The following is a 16,086-nucleotide window of genomic DNA, read 5'->3' on the forward strand; positions in this document are numbered from 1 at the left end:
GTGATGCAACGCACCTCGTAGAACGTCAAACCGCCCCGATGCTACTGATCGCCCCGGTGCGCGCTTGCCGCGGGTGACGGCACTTGAGGGTGTGACGCAGCTCAAACGCAGGATGTGACCGGCGTCATTGCCTAAGCCAGCTACGTTCGTGAAGCCTCACCAAGGTTGTAGCAAGCCCGTTGGAGAGGTGCATGCCAACCGACTCACCTGGGGCGGAATTCGCCTACGACCTGACCTTGGACGAGGTCAGGCGGCGCGCTGCGGTGCTCGAGGCGATCGGCGATGACTGGGATCCCGTCCACGCATTAGCCGAAGAGGAACGGGCCTACGCCCTGCTCTACTCCGGTCTCGACGCCGAGCAGCGGCGGCACTACGACGAGCTCGTCAAGGCTGGGGTGTTGCCGCACCGGGCGGTGGACCGTGCTGCCGATTGACCCGCACGCCGACACCGGCCGGCGCGCCTGGCTGGCCTGCCCGAACTGCGACCACGGCGCGTCATGCGCCGAGTGCAGAAGCGGTCGCAACTGCCACACCCACTGGCAATACCTGATCGGTAACGAGGCCGCGGTGCTGCACTTGCAGTGCCCGAGCTGTGCACACTTCTGGTCGGTGGACACCCGCCCGGGGCGCGGCTGCCGCACCGCCGCCTGAGCGCAAGTCGTGTTCGTCCACCGGGGATACGGTGGAATTATGCGGGCGTTGATCATCGTCGACGTACAAAACGACTTCTGTGAAGGCGGCGCACTCCCGGTGGCTGGCGGCGCGGCCGTCGCCCGCGCCATCAACGACTATCTGACCGCCGCGCCGGGCTACCACCATGTGGTTGCGACGCAGGACTATCACATTGATCCCGGCGACCACTTTTCCGACCACCCCGACTACGTTTCCTCGTGGCCACCGCACTGCGTGGCCGGCAGTCCCGGCGCCGACTTCCATCCCGACCTCGATGCCAGCCACATCGAGGCGGTGTTCCGCAAAGGCGCCTACTCGGCGGGGTACAGCGGCTTCGAAGGCACCGACGAGTCCGGCACGCGGCTGCTCGACTGGCTGCGGCAACACGGCGTCGACCAAGTCGACGTGGTCGGCCTGGCTACCGATCACTGCGTGCGCTCAACCGCCGAAGACGCCGCCCGCGCCGGGTTGTCGGCCCGCGTGCTGATGGATCTGACCGCGGGGGTGACGCCGGAGTCGACAGCCGCGGCCATCGCAGAGATGCGCAACGCCGGTGTCACAGTGGCCTGACGCGATTGACGATCGATCAGGGTGCGCTATCGCCGACCCGGGTCAGTGTGCGATCGCTAACACCAGTGCCGCAGCCGACAGCAGCAGATAGCCGCCCGGGAACGCGATGTTGGACAGCACCCGTGCTCGAACGTGGGTAACAACGGCGCCGATGAAGAACAGCACCAGCCCCGCCGCAGCTGCGACACCGAGGATGCGCAGACCCAACAGGCCGGCGACGAGTCCGAGCGCTCCGGCGAGCTTGAGTGTCCCCAGCATCGGCAGCCACGACCGCGGCACCCCGACCCGGGCCGAGTTGGCCAGCACGAACTGAGCTGGGATGTAGTCCGCCACGGCGATCGCTGCGGTGACGACCGCGGTGAGCAGCGTGCCGACGATGTATAGGCTCATGGTGGTCTCCTCTACAACGGCGCGTTTGGTGGACGTGCTCACCTCCATGACGGCGGCCACGTAGAAAAGGTGACCCATGAGCGCGATTGACGATCTTGCGTACCGGTTCGACGCTGATCGACCACACCTGCGTGCAGTTGCGTTCCACCTGCTCGGCTCGGCTGCCGACGCCGACGACGTGGTGCAATCGGCGTGGCTGAAAGCCAGCCGCGCCGACCCCGGCGCCGTCGAGAACCTGACCGGCTGGTTCACCACGATCACCGCCCGTGAGGCTCTCGACCAATTGCGGGCCCGCAACCGGCGAGCCGAGCACCCCCTGGGCGAGCCCAGCGACTGGGAGCGGACCTCGACCGCTGCCACAGCACCTGCCGACGACGATGTGCTGCTGACCGATGCGGTCAGTCGTGCACTCGTCGTGGTCCTGGACCGGCTGTCACCGACACAGCGCGTCGCCTTTGTGCTGCACGACGTGTTCGGTCTGCCATTCGAGACGATCGGCGACCTGTTGGACCGGTCCCCGGCAGCGGCTAAAAAGCTGGCAAGCCGGGCCCGTCAGCGACTTCGCGCCGATCCGGTCGCCGAATCCCCGCGCAGCCGTAAGCACCTGCAGATCGTGGAAGCATTCCTGGCGGCGTCGCGCGGCGGTGACATCACCGCGCTGCTGCAGCTCTTGGCCCCGGACGTCGTGCGCCGAGTCGACCGCATCCTGGTTCCCCACGACGTTCCCGGCGAAATACACGGTGCTCAGCAAGTTGCCGAGGAGACTCGACAATTCGCCCACCGCGCCAAAGCTGGTGTGGTGCTGCTCATCGATGGGGTTCCCGGCATTGCGATCGCACCGCGCGGGCAACTGCAGGCAGTGCTGCGCATCGGAATTGGAGACGATCAGCGCATCCACAGCATCGACATCGTCGGCGACCCCGACCGGCTCCGCACTGCCGTGCTGACAGTTCCCGCTGCCGCACTCAGGAATAGCACAGTCGGTCGGGGTAGCAACGACACCGTGCGAACCTTGGAGCGCGATGGGCGCTAACACGTTCGGGCGGCGGGCGCTACTTCGTGGCGGCGCGCTACTCGGCACCGCCGCAGTGCTGCCGTGGCCGCAGGCATGCAGCGTCGACGACGGGGCACTGACGTTCTTCTTCGCCGCCAACCCGGAGGAGGCCGATGCCAGGATGCGGATCGTCGACGCGTTTGCGCGTCGGCATCCCGACATCAGGGTTCGCACGCTGCTTTCCGGGCCCGGAGCGATGCAGCAGATCGCGACGTTTTGCGCCGGGGGCAAGTGCCCGGACGTGCTGATGGCCTGGGAAATGACTTACGCCGAGCTGGCCGACCGCGGCGTGTTGCTAGACCTCAATACCATGCTGTCACAAGACAAAGCGTTCGCCGCGCAGCTCAAGGCGGACAGCATCCCGTCGTTGTATGACACCTTCACGTTCAACGGCGGACAGTATGCTCTGCCTGAGCAATGGTCCGGGAATTACTTGTTCTATAACAGGCGACTGTTCACCGAGGCCGGCGTGCCGCCACCCCCGCGAAACTGGGATCAGCCGTGGAGCTTCGCTCAATTTTTAGAGACCGCAAGGGCCCTCACCAAACGGGACAGATCGGGACGGGCCACCCAGTGGGGATTCGTCGACACGTGGGCCCCGCCATACTCGGCTGGGCTATTCGCGATGAACAACGGCGCGCCGTGGTGTACCCCGCGCAGGAACCCCACCCGCGTCAACTTCGACAACGACGCGTTCATCGAAGGCATCCAGTTCTACGCCGACCTCGCCACCAAGCACAGGGTGGCACCAACGGTGACCGAGCAGCAGTCGATGTCAACGATGGATCTGTTCTCCGTGGGCAAGGCCGCGATGGCGCTGGGCGGGCACTGGCGATACCAGACCTTCGACCGGGCCGAAGGTCTTGACTTCGATGTCACAGTGTTGCCGACTGGTCCTAAAGGTCAAGGCGCCCAATCGAACATCGGCACCACCGGACTGGCTATCGCGGCCAGCAGTCCCCGTGCGGAACAGGCATGGGAATTCGTGAAATTCGCCGCCGGCCCGATTGGACAGGCCTTGATCGGCGAATCCCGCTTATTTGTACCGGTGCTGCGATCTGCGATCGGCTCGCCCGGATTTGTGAAGGCACACAGCAGATTACACAACATCGGCGTGCTCACCGGCGGGCCCGCCCATTCGCAGGGTTTGCCCATCAGTCCGGCGTGGGAAAAGGTCAACGCTCTCATCGACCGCAATTTCGGGCCGGTACTGCGCGGGGCTCGTCCGGCGACCTCGCTGGCCGGGCTGACCGGTGCTGTCGAGGACGTGCTACGCAAACCATGACAGCGACCGACGAACCCACCGTCCTGGTGCCGGCCACCCGGACAGGCCGCCGCGCCGCGGTCCGCCGACGTGCCCGCGCCGGGCGCCTGTTCGTTGCCCCGAATCTGCTCGCGGTCGCCGTGTTCATGCTGTTCCCACTGGTTTTTTCGCTCTACATGAGCTTTCAGAAGTGGGATGTGTTCACCCCACCGAAATTCGTCGGCCTGTCCAACTTCCGTAACTTGTTCACCGCCGACCCGTTATTCCTCATAGCGCTGACCAACAGCGTGGTGTTCACCCTGGGCAGTGTGGTGCCCACAGTGTTAATCAGTCTCGTCGTCGCCGCGGTGCTCAACCGAAAGATCAAGGGAATCGGGCTTTTCCGGACTGCGGCATTCCTACCACTGGCGGTGTCATCGGTGGTGATCGCCGTGGTGTGGCAGTTCGTTTTCAACACCGACAACGGATTGCTCAACATCATGCTCGGCTGGATCGGCATCGGCCCCATCCCGTGGCTGGTCGACCCGAAGTGGGCAATGGTCTCGCTGTGCTTGGTCAGTGTGTGGAAGAGCGTTCCGTTTGCGACGGTCGTGTTGCTGGCAGCGATGCAAGGGGTACCAGACAGCGTCTACGAGGCGGCCAGAATCGATGGGGCCGGCGAGTTACGACAGTTCGTCTCCATCACGGTGCCGCTGATCCGCGGCGCGGTGTCATTTGTCGTCGTGATTTCGATTATCCACGCATTTCAGGCATTTGACCTTGTCTACGTGCTCACCGGCCGCAACGGCGGGCCGGAAACCGGAACCTACGTGTTGGGCATCATGCTGTTCCAGCACGCTTTTGGGTTCTTGGAGTTCGGTTACGCTTCCGCGTTGGCATGGGTGATGTTCGCCATCTTGCTGGTTCTGACGGTGATGCAGCTGCGGTTCGCGCGGAGGCGCTCCTGGGAGGTGGATCGTGGTCTCGGCTGAGCAGGTGATCAAGCACGGTGTGCTGCGCGGCGTTGCGCTCTACGTCGCTCTGATCGCTATCGCGTGGTGTGCGCTGTTCCCGATCCTGTGGGCATTGTCCGGATCGCTCAAGAGCGAAGGCGAAGTCAGCATGCCGACGCTGTTGCCGTCACACCCGCGGTGGTCCAACTACACCGAGGTGTTCACCCTGATGCCACTTTGGCGCATGTTCTTCAACACGGTGCTGTATGCCGGATGTGTCACGGCCGGCCAGGTGTTCTTCTGTTCGCTGGCCGGCTACGCGTTTGCGCGGTTGAGATTCCGGGGTCGCGATGCGCTGTTCGTTTTGTACCTGGGTACCTTGATGGTGCCGCTGACCGTGACGGTCATTCCGCAGTTCATTCTGATGCGGATCTTCGGGTGGACCGATACGCCATGGGCGATGATCATCCCCGGGTTTTTCGGCAGCGCATTCGGCACCTATCTGATGCGACAGTTCTTTCGTACCCTGCCGGTGGAACTCGAGGAAGCCGCGATTCTCGATGGATGCACACCGTGGCAGATCTACTGGCGAATCCTGTTGCCGCACACCAGGCCCGCGCTCATGGTGCTCGCGGTGCTCACCTGGGTCAATGTGTGGAACGACTTCCTGTGGCCGCTGGTGATGATCCAGCGCAACAGTATTGCCACGCTTACCCTCGGTCTGGTGCGCATGCAGGGGGAGTACGTTGCTCGATGGCCGGTGCTGATGGCCGCATCGATGCTCATTCTGTTGCCCCTGGTGGTCGTCTACGCCGTCGCGCAGCGCTCGTTCATCCGCGGTATCGCTGTGAGCGGGCTCGGCGGGTGAGCCAGACACGTTTTGAAAGCGAGCATCTGCAGTGGCTTCGGTGAGCTTCGAACAGGCGACACGGCGCTATCCCGCGGCTAGCCGGCCCGCGGTGGATCGACTGGACCTCGACGTCGGCGACGGCGAGTTCGTCGTGCTGGTCGGACCGTCCGGATGCGGCAAAACGACGTCGCTGCGAATGGTCGCCGGGTTGGAAGCCCTGGACTCGGGGCGCATCCGGATCGGGGCCCGCGACGTGACCGACGTCGAACCCAAAGACCGCGATGTGGCCATGGTCTTCCAGAACTATGCGCTGTACCCGCACATGACCGTGGCGCAAAACATGGGCTTCGCGTTGAAGGTCGCCCGAACGCCGAAGACCGAAATCCGCGACCGCGTGCTCGATGCGGCGCGATTGCTGGACTTGGAGCCCTATCTGGACCGCAAGCCGAAAGATCTTTCCGGTGGTCAGCGGCAGCGGGTCGCGATGGGGCGTGCGATCGTACGCCGTCCCCAGGTATTCCTGATGGACGAGCCGCTATCCAATCTCGACGCCAAGTTGCGGGTACAGACCCGCAGTCAGATCGCGGGACTGCAACGGCGGCTGGGCACCACCACTATCTACGTCACCCATGACCAGGTGGAGGCGATGACCATGGGCGACCGCGTCGCGGTGATGCGCGACGGCGTGTTGCAGCAGTGCGCGGCGCCGCGAGAGCTCTACCGCAATCCGGCCAACGTGTTCGTCGCGGAATTCATCGGCTCCCCGGCGATGAACCTTTTTACCCTGCCGATCGTCGAGCACTCAGTATCGTTGGGCGACTGGCGGATTCCAGTTCCGCGGCAGGTCGGTGCCGCTGGTGGCCAGGTTGTTGTCGGTATCCGCCCGGAGCACTTGGAGGTGGGCAGCGTCGGCGTGGAGATGGAAGTCGACGTCGTCGAGGAGCTCGGTGCTGATGTCTATCTGTATGGCCGCATCATCGGACCCGACCGCAGCGCGGGGCAGCCGGTGACCGCTCGCGCCGACGGGCGCAACCCACCCCAGCGGGGGAGCCGACTGCGCCTGTACCCGCAGGACGGTCACGTGCATTTTTTCGGCATCGACGGCCGCCGGATCAGCTGACCGTGTCCCAAAGCGTCATGTTGGTGAACGATGCCTAACGCAGATGGCTATCAGATTAACAATTTCTGTTGACGGTTCCATCTGATTCAAAGCGTGGATACTTCTTGGATACTTGCAAAGCAGCTCGGCAAGTCGGGAGGTCTCCCATGACGCAACCTCTGAAGTCGGCAACTTTGGCGCCATCCCGACCGGCAACCGACCAATCTGCGCATAACCACGTGACCATCCGAATGCGGGAGCATCCGGCGTTGATGCGATCCTCCGCCGAGCGTCGCGTGTTCGCAAAGGGCGACGGCGTGACCCGTCAGGCAAACCCCGCGGACGCGGCCCAGGCGCGGCTCTTCGAGTCCATCCTCGAAGTGGAGGTCGCCCAATTGCAGCAGCTGGCGACGGTTTTGGCGTCGCGGTGCAGCACGCACAGCGTCGACGATGACCTACCGGAAGCCTATAGCGAGCTCACGGCCCGCATCCAGGACGTCCATCGTCTGCTTGAGCGGCTGCGGGACCGCTTCCCGCACCGACCCGGTTAACGCGATGCTTGTGAGGCGTCGGCCGACGACCGGGTAGCGCTGGTACCCGAAAAACGTTGGCCGGACACTATTTTAGCGTTGGGTGCGCCCTCGTTTCGCGGCTCGGGAAGGACGAGCCATAACGGCCTAGCCGAACGCGCGGCAGCGTGGTCACTGCTCGCCGCCTCGGCCGAGTGCGGCTGGACTGTATCGAACGTCACATCTGCAGGTCAACGGTTTGATCACCGTCAGCTCGGCGACCAAGATGATGGGCGGTGCCCCGGTACTGGGCGCCCAAACAGGAGGACGTCGGCGGGTCGGAGTTTGGCTATGACGCAATCCACGGATGCTAGGCCACGGGCGGCCAACCCCGGCGCGGCGCAGTCGCGCAACGCCGCCGAGGTAGCCCAGGCGCGGATCTTCGAGGGCATTCTGCGCGCCGAGATTTCACGGCTGGAGGCGCTGGCGAGGTCCATGCTCGACCGCGGTCTTGGGCATCGCGTACGGCGAACGCCAGGCGGTCGCCCGTCCGAAGAGCTGGTGCAGCTTCGCGCGCGCATCGACGAAGCGTATCGACTGCTTGAGACGCTGCGGCTTCGATTCCTGTATCCCCGCAGACCGGATGACCCCGGTAGCGGGCGCACGGCGTCGAGGCGTTAAGCCCGCTCCACAGGTGTCCGCTGCAGCCGTGTCGACGCCGGAGGGCGGGCAGCGCGCCGGGACGGCGGGTCGCGACGCCGGCCTGGTCGTCTTCCTGTGCGGCGATGTGATGACTGGCCGTGGCATCGACCAGATACTTCCGCACCCGGGCAGCCCTGAACTGCGAGAGCCCGCGGTGACCGATGCCCGAACCTACGTGACGCTCGCCGAGCACGCTAATGGACCGGTTCCCATGCCCGCCGACGTGACATGGCCGTGGGGAGACGCACTGGCAGTGCTGGACGAATTCGCCCCCGACGTCCGGTTGATCAATCTGGAAACCAGCATTACCGACGACGGCGAGTTCGCGTCGGGCAAGGCTGTGCACTACCGGATGCACCCCAACAACATCGCATGCCTGAGCGCGTCGCGGCCCGATGCCTGCGCGATCGCCAATAATCACATCCTCGATTTTGGTTACCGCGGGCTGGCCGACACGTTGCGCGCGTTGAACGATGCCGGGATCCGAGCTGCTGGTGCCGGATTGACCGTCGGCGAGGCCGAACGTGCGGTCGTGGTGGCCTGCGGGCGGGCAAAGCGAGTCGTTGTTGCTGCGTGTGGCATGGAGTCCAGCGGGATTCCCCGCTCGTGGGCGGCCAGCCATAACCGGCCGGGGGTCGCGTTTGTGGCCGACCTCTCCGACCGCAGCGCCATGGCGGTTGCCGCGCGGGTGCTTGCGCAGAAGCGGCCGGGCGACGTCACGATCGTCTCCGTACATTGGGGCTCCAACTGGGGTTATGAGGTCAGCGCGGCTCAGGTCTGGTTTGCACACCGGTTGATCGACGCCGGTGTCGACATCGTGCACGGGCATTCGTCGCACCATCCGCGACCGATCGAGCTCTACCGCGACAAGCTGATCTTGTACGGGTGCGGCGACGCGCTCGACGACTACGAAGGGATCACCGGATACGAGCAGTTCCGGCCGAACCTGCGACTGATGTACTTCGCCTCAGTCGACAACGGCTGTGTCGGGTTGCAGATGGTGCCGATGCGGATGCGCAGACTACGGCTCGAGCGTGTCGCGCACGACCATGCCGAGTGGCTGCGAGGCACGCTAGATCAGATCAGTCGCCCGTTCAAGACGAGGGTTGGTGAAACTACCGACGGTGTCTTCTCGGCTAATCCGGCCTAAGCCGGGACCAGGCAACATAATCGGTAGTGCGAAAGGGGAGTCGCGCACCCGCAGGCCTGTCGTATCCACTAGGGTGCCGGCAGGAGTTGAGGAATGACAACGGTTTACGCGACTCATTCCCGGTACACCGAACACGATTTGCCGGGTCATCCCGAAAACGCGGACCGAATCCGGGCGGTCTGGCACGGGTTGCATGAGAGCGGTCTGGACGCGCGGATGCGCCCACTCGAGGTCCAAGCTTTAGACACTGACGCGGTTCTTGCCGTGCATACGGCCGACTATCTCGACATGCTGCGGCGGATTAGCGATACGACCCGCACAATTCATCTGGACCCTGACACCTACGCAGGCCCGGACGCCCTTACGATCGCGCGGTTGTCGGCGGGCGGCGTGGTTGCCGCGACCGACGCGGTGCTCAGCGGAGCCGCCGACAATGGGCTGGCTGCGACCCGCCCGCCCGGGCATCATGCGATGCCGGACCACGCCATGGGCTTCTGCCTGCTGGGCAACGTCGCCATCGCCACACGCTATGCGCAGAGGCGCTACGGGATTGACCGCATCTTGATTGTCGACTACGACGTGCACCACGGCAACGGCACCGAAGCGATGTTCTACGACGATCCCTCGGTGCTGTACATCTCGACGCACCAGTACCCGTTCTATCCCGGCACAGGTGCTGCCAGCGACACCGGCACTGGCCGGGGCCAGGGCTACACGATCAACATCCCGTTGCCTGCCGGAAGCGGCGACTCGAACTACGCAATGGTTTTCGACCAGATCGTCTGGCCCGCCGCCGAGCGCTTCGACCCCCAGTTGATCCTGGTGTCAGTGGGATTCGATGCGTACTGGGCGGATCCACTGGCGGCGATGGGGCTGACATTGGACGGCTATTCCCGCCTTGCCGAACAGGTCATCGGTATGGCGCGACGCTGTTGTGCGGGCAAGATCGTTTTCGCCCTGGAGGGCGGCTACGACATGGATGCGCTCCGATACGGCGCCGCAAACGTGGCTCGCCTGCTGCTCGGCGAACCGCCGGTCGATCCGCCTGGCATACGGCCGAGCCCGCGACCTGAACCCGACATCGAGGCCCTCATCGCTCGGCTCAAGCAACTCCACGCACTATAGAAGGCTTTTCGACGTCCACGTCCTACTCACAGACCGCCGCAGCGCGAGGGCGCTAAGATCGGAGACCATGGTGGGCAATCCGGCGGAAGCGGCTGCGGCGGCGGGGGCGTATACGGAGGCGGCGGGGGAGCCTCATGCGGACTGCCGTGCCAGGGATAGATGGTGTTGGCGTCGATGTCGATGACACCCTCCGAGGTCCAGTACCAGTCGTGGCAAATATTCCAGTCCCACCTGATCACTTGGCTTCCCGGTATCGGTGGGTCGCCGGGACACCAATGGGTGCAGGTCATCCCGCCGGGGCAATTCCCGCCTTGATAGCTTGGGCCGGTGGCGTGAGCGGTTCCGGATCCTACGCTGAAACTAGCCATGATTAGACTGCCCGCCACCATCAGGGTGGTTGCGAACCGCAAGATTCGGTCCATTGTAGGTCCTTTCGCGGGACGCCACCCCGGTGGTCCTGTCGGTGCAGCCCAAAAGCCCGGACGTGGGTACCGATCCCAACTACTATGCCGGGTTTGCGCGGCCGTTACGTGGTAAATGCGGCATAGCGAGCCCATGTCTACTACAGTTGCCTACTGCAGTCTGAATCGCACGGTTGTCTGCCAACGAAATTGGCTCAGTACACGCTCAGCATGGGTCGGTGCGACAGTCGGCTAATGCAAGCGATTACTCACCTTTGCAACGGACAAGTAGGTTGTGTTGGCTTTTCGGATCTTCGCTGGCTCCGGAAAGCACGGGCCCCACTTTTTTCGGGCCCGCCACAGGCTAATTCGTCACCGTGACGCATTGCCGGTTAATAGCTGCAGACACGGAGCTTTCATCTAGTGCGACTCGCTACCTTTTACTACCGATAAGCGACATTATGTTAAGTAGAACGCGGTATGTTCCAGTATAAAATGAGTACACCTATCCCCCTGTGCTGCAGACGATTTCATAGTTCGCAACGGCGCCTGAAGCCGTCAATCATCTGATCAACAAGATCAACCGAGTCGGTCACGGATTCTGCAACGTCGATAACTACCGGCTACGCCAACTTGCCTGCACTGCGCAATCACCTGACACCATCAAACCCCGACGCCACTACCAAGCCGGTTACCACGCTTGGCTGCGTAGAGCCGGCTTGATCGGACGGCTATGTCGGGCTGCCCATCGCACGGATCAGCTCGATCAATTGCCTCCGCAACGTTTCCGGTTCGGAGACGGCGGCCTCGACTAGCGCGTCGGCTTGCCTGGTCGCCACGATCCGAGTGAGCACCACCCGGCCTTCTCGGGTGATGGTGACTTGTTGACGCCGCTCATCGTCGGGGTCAACACGACGGGTGATGAAGCCGCTGCGTTCGAGCCGCTCGATGGTGCGACTGATGGTCTGATCCGTGACCCGGCACGCGGCGGCGAGGCTCCGCTGGGACATCGGCCCGTTCTGTAGGCAGTACAAGGCAATTAATCCGGCATGCGTGAGATTGTGCTCGCGAAGCCGTTCTTCCCAAGAATGTTCGAGCAGGCGGGCCGCGGTGGAAAGCAGGCGTCCAATCGGCCACCCTTCCACGTCGTTAGTCACTTAAGCGCCTCCATGGGTATTGTATTGTTCAGCGCACTGAACAATACTCAGATGCAGATCGAGCGTACGGCTACAAGCCGCGCCTAACAGGAGGTTTCCGACGCAGAACCACGGGCAGCGCGCGCTGGGCAATCCGAAATCTTCTGCGCACGCCGGGTTTCGACGTCGTCGCTCGCTCCTTCCCGCGGTGATACTTCTGGCATGGTTGGCAATTGGTGGGTTGGGCGGCCCCTATGCCGGCAAGCTCGCCAAGGTCGCCACCAACGATGCTGCGGCCTTCTTGCCGGCAAGTGCGGAATCGACCAGAGCGGGCGAACTGGCGAAAGCCTTTGACGGTGTCCGCTCGCTGCCGGCGGTGATCGTCGCCGACCGCGCCGACCGACGCTTGACCGCAACCGATACCGCCTTCCTGGAAGCCGCAGCGCGCTCCGTACCAACTTCAGCCGGGATCGTAGGACCCGTGTCGCCGCCGGTGATCTCCGCGGACGGCGAGGCAGCCGAACTGGTTGCACCGGTCAGCGCCAGCGCTGATCCGACACCGGCTGTCAAGGCAATCCGCGACGTCTTTTCCAACAACACCCCGGCCGGACTGCGGGTACTGGTCACTGGTCCGGCCGGGCAGATCGCCGATCTGAGCAAGGCCTTCGGCGGCATCGACACAACCCTGCTGCTGGTGACGGCGCTGCTGGTGACCGTCATCTTGCTGGTTGTTTACCGCAGTCCGATGCTTCCCCTGATCGTGGTGATCTCGGCCGTGCTCGGGTTATCACTGGCCAGCTCGATCGTTTATGCGTTGGCCAAAACCCACACCGTCACGCTCAACGGGCAAAGCCAAGGCATCATGTTCATCCTGGTCTTCGGCGCCGCGACGGATTACGCCTTGCTCCTGATCGCCCGGTTCCGTGAAGAACTGGCCAACACCGATGACCGATTCACGGCGATGCGCCGAGCCTGGCGCGCGGTGCTGGCCCCGATCGCCGCGTCGGCAACGACGGTGATCCTGGGAGTCCTGTGCTTGTTGCTTTCGGATCTGAACTCCAACCGCAGCCTCGGTCCGGTCGCTGCGATCGGCATTGCTGCCGCACTGATCGCATCGCTGACCTTCTTGCCCGCCGTATTGGCTTTGGCGGGCCGACCGGTATTTTGGCCACTGGCACCCAAACCGGCGCCCGCCCAGCAAACCGGAGGGTGGCGGCGGGTGGCCTCGGTGGTGACCGCGCACCGCACCGCCGTGTGGCTGATCACTGGGCTGTCGCTGACCGGGTGCGCGGCTTTCGTGCCGCAACTGAAATCCAGTGGCACCGCGCAAAGTGCGGTGTTTTTGACCCAGGTCGGCTCCGTCGCCGGGCAACGCGTGCTAGGTGACCATTTCCCGGCAGGGTCCGGCTCCCCCACCATTGTCGTCGCCGACGCCGCCCACGCCGAGCAGGTTGCCGCGGCAACCGCCGCCGTGCCCGGCGTGAACACGGTGGCCATCGCCAACATCGCCAACGGGTCGCCGAGGGTCGTCGACGGCCGAGTGCAGATTCAGGCCACGCTGGCCGATCCGGCGGATTCACCAGCCGCACTGGCCACCGTGGGTCGAATCCGCAACGCCGTGCACGCTATTCCTTGGGCCGGTGCGCTGGTCGGTGGTCCCACCGCGACCCAGCTCGACACCCAAACCACGGCGGCGCGCGATCGCGCCGTGATCATTCCGATCGTTTTGTTCGTGGTGTTCGTCGTGCTGGCTGTGCTGCTGCGGGCTCTGCTCGCCCCGCTGCTGCTGATCGCCACCGTGGTGCTCTCGTTTGCGGCGACCCTGGGGGTAGCGGCGCTGATGTTCAATCATGTGTTTCACTTCCCGGGCTCCGACCCGGCCGTGCCGCTGTTCGGGTTCGTCTTCTTGGTGGCTCTCGGCGTCGACTACAACATTTTCCTGATGACCCGCGTGCGTGAAGAAACCACCTACCATGGTCCGACGATGGGAATTCAGCGCGGGCTGGCGGTGACCGGCGGGGTCATCACCTCCGCGGGGATTGTGCTGGCCGCCACCTTCGGCGCGTTGACGGTGATCCCGCTGCTGTTTTTGGCGCAGCTGGCGTTCATCGTCGCCTTCGGTGTTTTACTGGACACCCTGGTGGTGCGCTCACTGCTGGTCCCGGCGTTGGCGCTGCAAATCGGGCCCGTCGCATGGTGGCCCTCTGCGCTTGCCCGGCAAAAGGATCCCCATCGTAATGCGTTGTCCACGAACGGGATCGATCACGATGACCCGATTCGCTCGAGCCGGTAATCATCCGGCTCGTTGGTCTCAAGCCGGTGCGCCGGCGACAAGAGCGCGACCTAACGGCAACAGCGATGGATTTCAAGCGACAGTGAAGGGATGGTCGGACATGCTGGCCAAAATTGCAACGGCGACGGCTCGTCTTGTCGAGGAAGCAGCGTCGGTGATCGGGGTGCGCCACGCGACCGAAGAGCCGCATTATGAGGTCGAGTTGGCTTTCGACGGGGTAGAGATCCGTCGCTACGGCCCGCGCATCGCCGCCGAGACGACCGTCGTTGCCGACGATGAGATTGTTGCGCGCTCTGCGGGGTTCCGTCGGCTGGCGGGTTACATTTTCGGCGACAATCAGCGCAAGGCGAAAATCGCGATGACAGCACCGGTAGCTCAGCAACCCGGCGTGCCGCGCGACGGTCAGAAAATTGCCATGACTGCGCCGGTAGCCCAGACCAAGGCCGCCGATGGTCGATGGATGATCCGGTTCTTTATGCCTGCCGAGCACTCAATGGAAACGCTTCCGGCACCGAGAGATCCAGCGGTCACGCTAACCATGGTGCCCGCCGAAACGTACGCAGTGCGGCGTTTCAACGGTAGCCGGTCAGCTGATGCGGTCGCTTCACAAACAGACCAGCTCCTCAAAACGCTCGAGAATACCGACTATCAGCCAGCTGGCGCACCGGTGGCTTGGTTTTACGACCCGCCGTGGACCATCCCGGTGCTGCGCCGAAACGAAGTCGCCGTGCCGATAATGAACCAGCGCTAGCTGCCGTGCCCGGCAGTGACGATAAAGCATTCCAGCTCATGATGAAAGGAGGGTGGGGCGCCGGACCCGTGAACGGATGTCGCGCTCCGTACGACCTATGACAGGTGCTCAGGACGACAAGTGGGACTTGGCTTCTGGTGTGGGCGCGACCGCCACGATGGTGGCCGCGGGGCGCGCATTGGCCAGCAGGGATACCCGCGCGCTGATCGACGACCCGTTTGCCGAACCGCTTGTGCAGGCAGTGGGGATGGAATTTTTCACTAAACTGGCCAAGGGAGAATTGGATCTGAGCATGGTCGACGCTTCGTCTGGGGCGTTCATGCAACTGATGGTCGATGCAACGGCTCTGCGCACCAAGTACTTTGACGAGTACTTTCTCGACTCCGCGCGTAACGGACTGCGCCAGGCGGTGATCTTGGCTTCGGGCCTAGACACTCGAGCTTATCGCCTTGCGTGGCCGCCTGCCATGGTCGTCTACGAGATCGACCAGCCTCGGATACTCGAGTTCAAGGACGCGGTGCTCGACGAAATCGGCGCCGCGCCAACCGCCGAACGACGCACCGTCGGCATCGACCTGCGCAACGACTGGCCTTCTGCGCTTTGCGAACAGGGCTTCGACCCAACTGCCCCGACCGCGTGGTCAGCCGAGGGCCTGCTGATGTATTTGCCCGCACAGAACCAAGACCGGTTATGCGACACCATCTCCCTGCTGAGCGCCGTGGGCAGCACCATCGCCACCGAGTACGTGCCCGCTTCGACCGCGGCCAACACGACTCGGTCCCGTGCCATGGGTGACAACTGGCGTGCGCGCGGTTTCGGCCTGGATATGGAGTCGCTGACGTTCACTGGTGAACGCAGCAACGTCATGGAGTACCTGGAGGCGCTGGGCTGGCGTGTCGACGGCGTGGCTGTCGACGAGCTGTTTTTCCGCAACGGGATCGAGCGCGTCTGCATCGCTGATGCTGATCCGCTTGAAGGTGTGGTCTACCTCAGCGGCACGTTCTCCGGAAGACAACCGGTGCGCACCTGACCCTTTCCGTTGGTGAACGGATCGCCCTGAAGACTCACCATTGACGTCCATCGACCAGCATGTTCGCCGTCATCTCCTAACTAAGCGCCCACGATTTTCTCCGGTAAGCCCAGCAACTGCTGCTCAAGCAGGTCGGCGCCTCGAGCGACCCCGGTGTT

16 protein-coding genes are annotated in these 16,086 nt (G+C 63.8%); 14 read left to right on the forward strand and 2 right to left on the reverse strand.

Annotation, left to right across the window (positions count from 1 at the left end; translation table 11 throughout):
- Positions 1-191 precede the first annotated feature (191 nt).
- Together MHEC_RS10660 and pncA are read left to right on the forward strand one after the other, a co-directional pair.
- Positions 192-434, forward strand: coding sequence for a DUF6400 family protein (locus MHEC_RS10660; protein WP_048893161.1), 243 nt, complete (start codon positions 192-194; stop codon positions 432-434).
- Between the two features lie 256 nt (positions 435-690).
- The gene (pncA, locus tag MHEC_RS10665) at positions 691-1,242 is read left to right on the forward strand and encodes a pyrazinamidase PncA (protein WP_048893159.1); all 552 of its coding nucleotides are present in this window, start codon (positions 691-693) and stop codon (positions 1,240-1,242) included.
- Between the two features lie 42 nt (positions 1,243-1,284).
- On the opposite strand, the gene MHEC_RS10670 is transcribed toward pncA, so the two are convergent.
- Positions 1,285-1,632, reverse strand: a complete 348-nt coding sequence (locus MHEC_RS10670) for a DoxX family protein (protein WP_048893177.1) — start codon at positions 1,630-1,632, stop codon at positions 1,285-1,287.
- Positions 1,633-1,708: 76 nt separating this feature from the next.
- On the opposite strand from MHEC_RS10670, the gene MHEC_RS10675 reads away from it, so the two are divergent.
- From MHEC_RS10675 to MHEC_RS10715, 9 genes are all read left to right on the forward strand, one after another.
- On the forward strand, positions 1,709-2,665 hold the full coding sequence (locus MHEC_RS10675; protein ID WP_048893158.1) for a sigma-70 family RNA polymerase sigma factor: 957 nt from the start codon (positions 1,709-1,711) through the stop codon (positions 2,663-2,665).
- Positions 2,655-3,971 carry an ABC transporter substrate-binding protein gene (locus MHEC_RS10680; RefSeq protein ID WP_048893157.1) on the forward strand — a complete coding sequence of 439 codons (1,317 nt, stop codon included), beginning with the start codon at positions 2,655-2,657 and terminating at the stop codon, positions 3,969-3,971. The genes MHEC_RS10675 and MHEC_RS10680 overlap by 11 nt, the downstream gene beginning before the upstream one ends.
- Positions 3,968-4,921: a carbohydrate ABC transporter permease gene (locus MHEC_RS10685; RefSeq protein WP_235434970.1), complete on the forward strand. Its 954-nt coding sequence runs from the start codon at positions 3,968-3,970 to the stop codon at positions 4,919-4,921. Before MHEC_RS10680 ends, MHEC_RS10685 begins: the two co-directional genes overlap by 4 nt.
- Positions 4,908-5,750 carry a carbohydrate ABC transporter permease gene (locus MHEC_RS10690; protein WP_048893156.1) on the forward strand — a complete coding sequence of 281 codons (843 nt, stop codon included), beginning with the start codon at positions 4,908-4,910 and terminating at the stop codon, positions 5,748-5,750. Before MHEC_RS10685 ends, MHEC_RS10690 begins: the two co-directional genes overlap by 14 nt.
- A 31-nt stretch (positions 5,751-5,781) precedes the next feature.
- On the forward strand, positions 5,782-6,852 hold the full coding sequence (locus MHEC_RS10695) for an ABC transporter ATP-binding protein (protein WP_048893155.1): 1,071 nt from the start codon (positions 5,782-5,784) through the stop codon (positions 6,850-6,852).
- A 218-nt stretch (positions 6,853-7,070) separates the two neighbouring features.
- On the forward strand, positions 7,071-7,382 hold the full coding sequence (locus MHEC_RS10700) for a hypothetical protein (RefSeq protein WP_142358642.1): 312 nt from the start codon (positions 7,071-7,073) through the stop codon (positions 7,380-7,382).
- 309 nt (positions 7,383-7,691) lie between these two features.
- Positions 7,692-8,021, forward strand: a complete 330-nt coding sequence (locus MHEC_RS10705) for a hypothetical protein (protein WP_048893153.1) — start codon at positions 7,692-7,694, stop codon at positions 8,019-8,021.
- A 28-nt stretch (positions 8,022-8,049) separates the two neighbouring features.
- Positions 8,050-9,192 (forward strand): CapA family protein, encoded by a 1,143-nt coding sequence (locus MHEC_RS10710; RefSeq protein ID WP_071700460.1) that lies wholly within the window; start codon positions 8,050-8,052, stop codon positions 9,190-9,192.
- A gap of 93 nt (positions 9,193-9,285) precedes the next feature.
- Complete coding sequence (locus MHEC_RS10715) at positions 9,286-10,317, forward strand: histone deacetylase family protein (protein WP_048893152.1); 1,032 nt, start codon at positions 9,286-9,288, stop codon at positions 10,315-10,317.
- 1,132 nt (positions 10,318-11,449) lie between these two features.
- On the opposite strand, the gene MHEC_RS10720 is transcribed toward MHEC_RS10715, so the two are convergent.
- The gene (locus MHEC_RS10720; protein ID WP_048893151.1) at positions 11,450-11,875 is read right to left on the reverse strand and encodes a MarR family winged helix-turn-helix transcriptional regulator; all 426 of its coding nucleotides are present in this window, start codon (positions 11,873-11,875) and stop codon (positions 11,450-11,452) included.
- A 187-nt stretch (positions 11,876-12,062) separates the two neighbouring features.
- On the opposite strand from MHEC_RS10720, the gene MHEC_RS10725 reads away from it, so the two are divergent.
- The 3 genes from MHEC_RS10725 to MHEC_RS10735 all read left to right on the forward strand — a co-directional run bounded on the left by MHEC_RS10725 (position 12,063) and on the right by MHEC_RS10735 (position 15,928).
- A complete protein-coding gene (locus MHEC_RS10725; RefSeq protein ID WP_235434969.1) occupies positions 12,063-14,147 on the forward strand; it encodes an MMPL family transporter in 2,085 nt (694 codons plus the stop codon).
- Positions 14,148-14,247: 100 nt separating this feature from the next.
- Positions 14,248-14,898, forward strand: a complete 651-nt coding sequence (locus MHEC_RS10730; protein WP_048893174.1) for an SOUL family heme-binding protein — start codon at positions 14,248-14,250, stop codon at positions 14,896-14,898.
- Between the two features lie 97 nt (positions 14,899-14,995).
- A complete protein-coding gene (locus tag MHEC_RS10735) occupies positions 14,996-15,928 on the forward strand; it encodes a class I SAM-dependent methyltransferase (RefSeq protein ID WP_048893149.1) in 933 nt (310 codons plus the stop codon).
- Positions 15,929-16,086: the final 158 nt, after the last annotated feature.

It is taken from the genome of Mycobacterium heckeshornense, from assembly GCF_016592155.1.
GTDB lineage: Bacteria > Actinomycetota > Actinomycetes > Mycobacteriales > Mycobacteriaceae > Mycobacterium > Mycobacterium heckeshornense.

Excerpts from the sequence above, each read along its gene's own strand:
- MHEC_RS10660 (WP_048893161.1), top strand. The coding sequence starts at position 192 with ATGCCAACCGACTCACCTGGGGCGGAATTCGCCTACGACCTGACCTTG.
- pncA (WP_048893159.1), top strand. The coding sequence starts at position 691 with ATGCGGGCGTTGATCATCGTCGACGTACAAAACGACTTCTGTGAAGGC.
- MHEC_RS10670 (WP_048893177.1), bottom strand. The coding sequence starts at position 1,632 with ATGAGCCTATACATCGTCGGCACGCTGCTCACCGCGGTCGTCACCGCA.
- MHEC_RS10675 (WP_048893158.1), top strand. The coding sequence starts at position 1,709 with ATGAGCGCGATTGACGATCTTGCGTACCGGTTCGACGCTGATCGACCA.
- MHEC_RS10680 (WP_048893157.1), top strand. The coding sequence starts at position 2,655 with ATGGGCGCTAACACGTTCGGGCGGCGGGCGCTACTTCGTGGCGGCGCG.
- MHEC_RS10685 (WP_235434970.1), top strand. The coding sequence starts at position 3,968 with ATGACAGCGACCGACGAACCCACCGTCCTGGTGCCGGCCACCCGGACA.
- MHEC_RS10705 (WP_048893153.1), top strand. The coding sequence starts at position 7,692 with ATGACGCAATCCACGGATGCTAGGCCACGGGCGGCCAACCCCGGCGCG.
- MHEC_RS10715 (WP_048893152.1), top strand. The coding sequence starts at position 9,286 with ATGACAACGGTTTACGCGACTCATTCCCGGTACACCGAACACGATTTG.
- MHEC_RS10730 (WP_048893174.1), top strand. The coding sequence starts at position 14,248 with ATGCTGGCCAAAATTGCAACGGCGACGGCTCGTCTTGTCGAGGAAGCA.
- MHEC_RS10735 (WP_048893149.1), top strand. The coding sequence starts at position 14,996 with ATGACAGGTGCTCAGGACGACAAGTGGGACTTGGCTTCTGGTGTGGGC.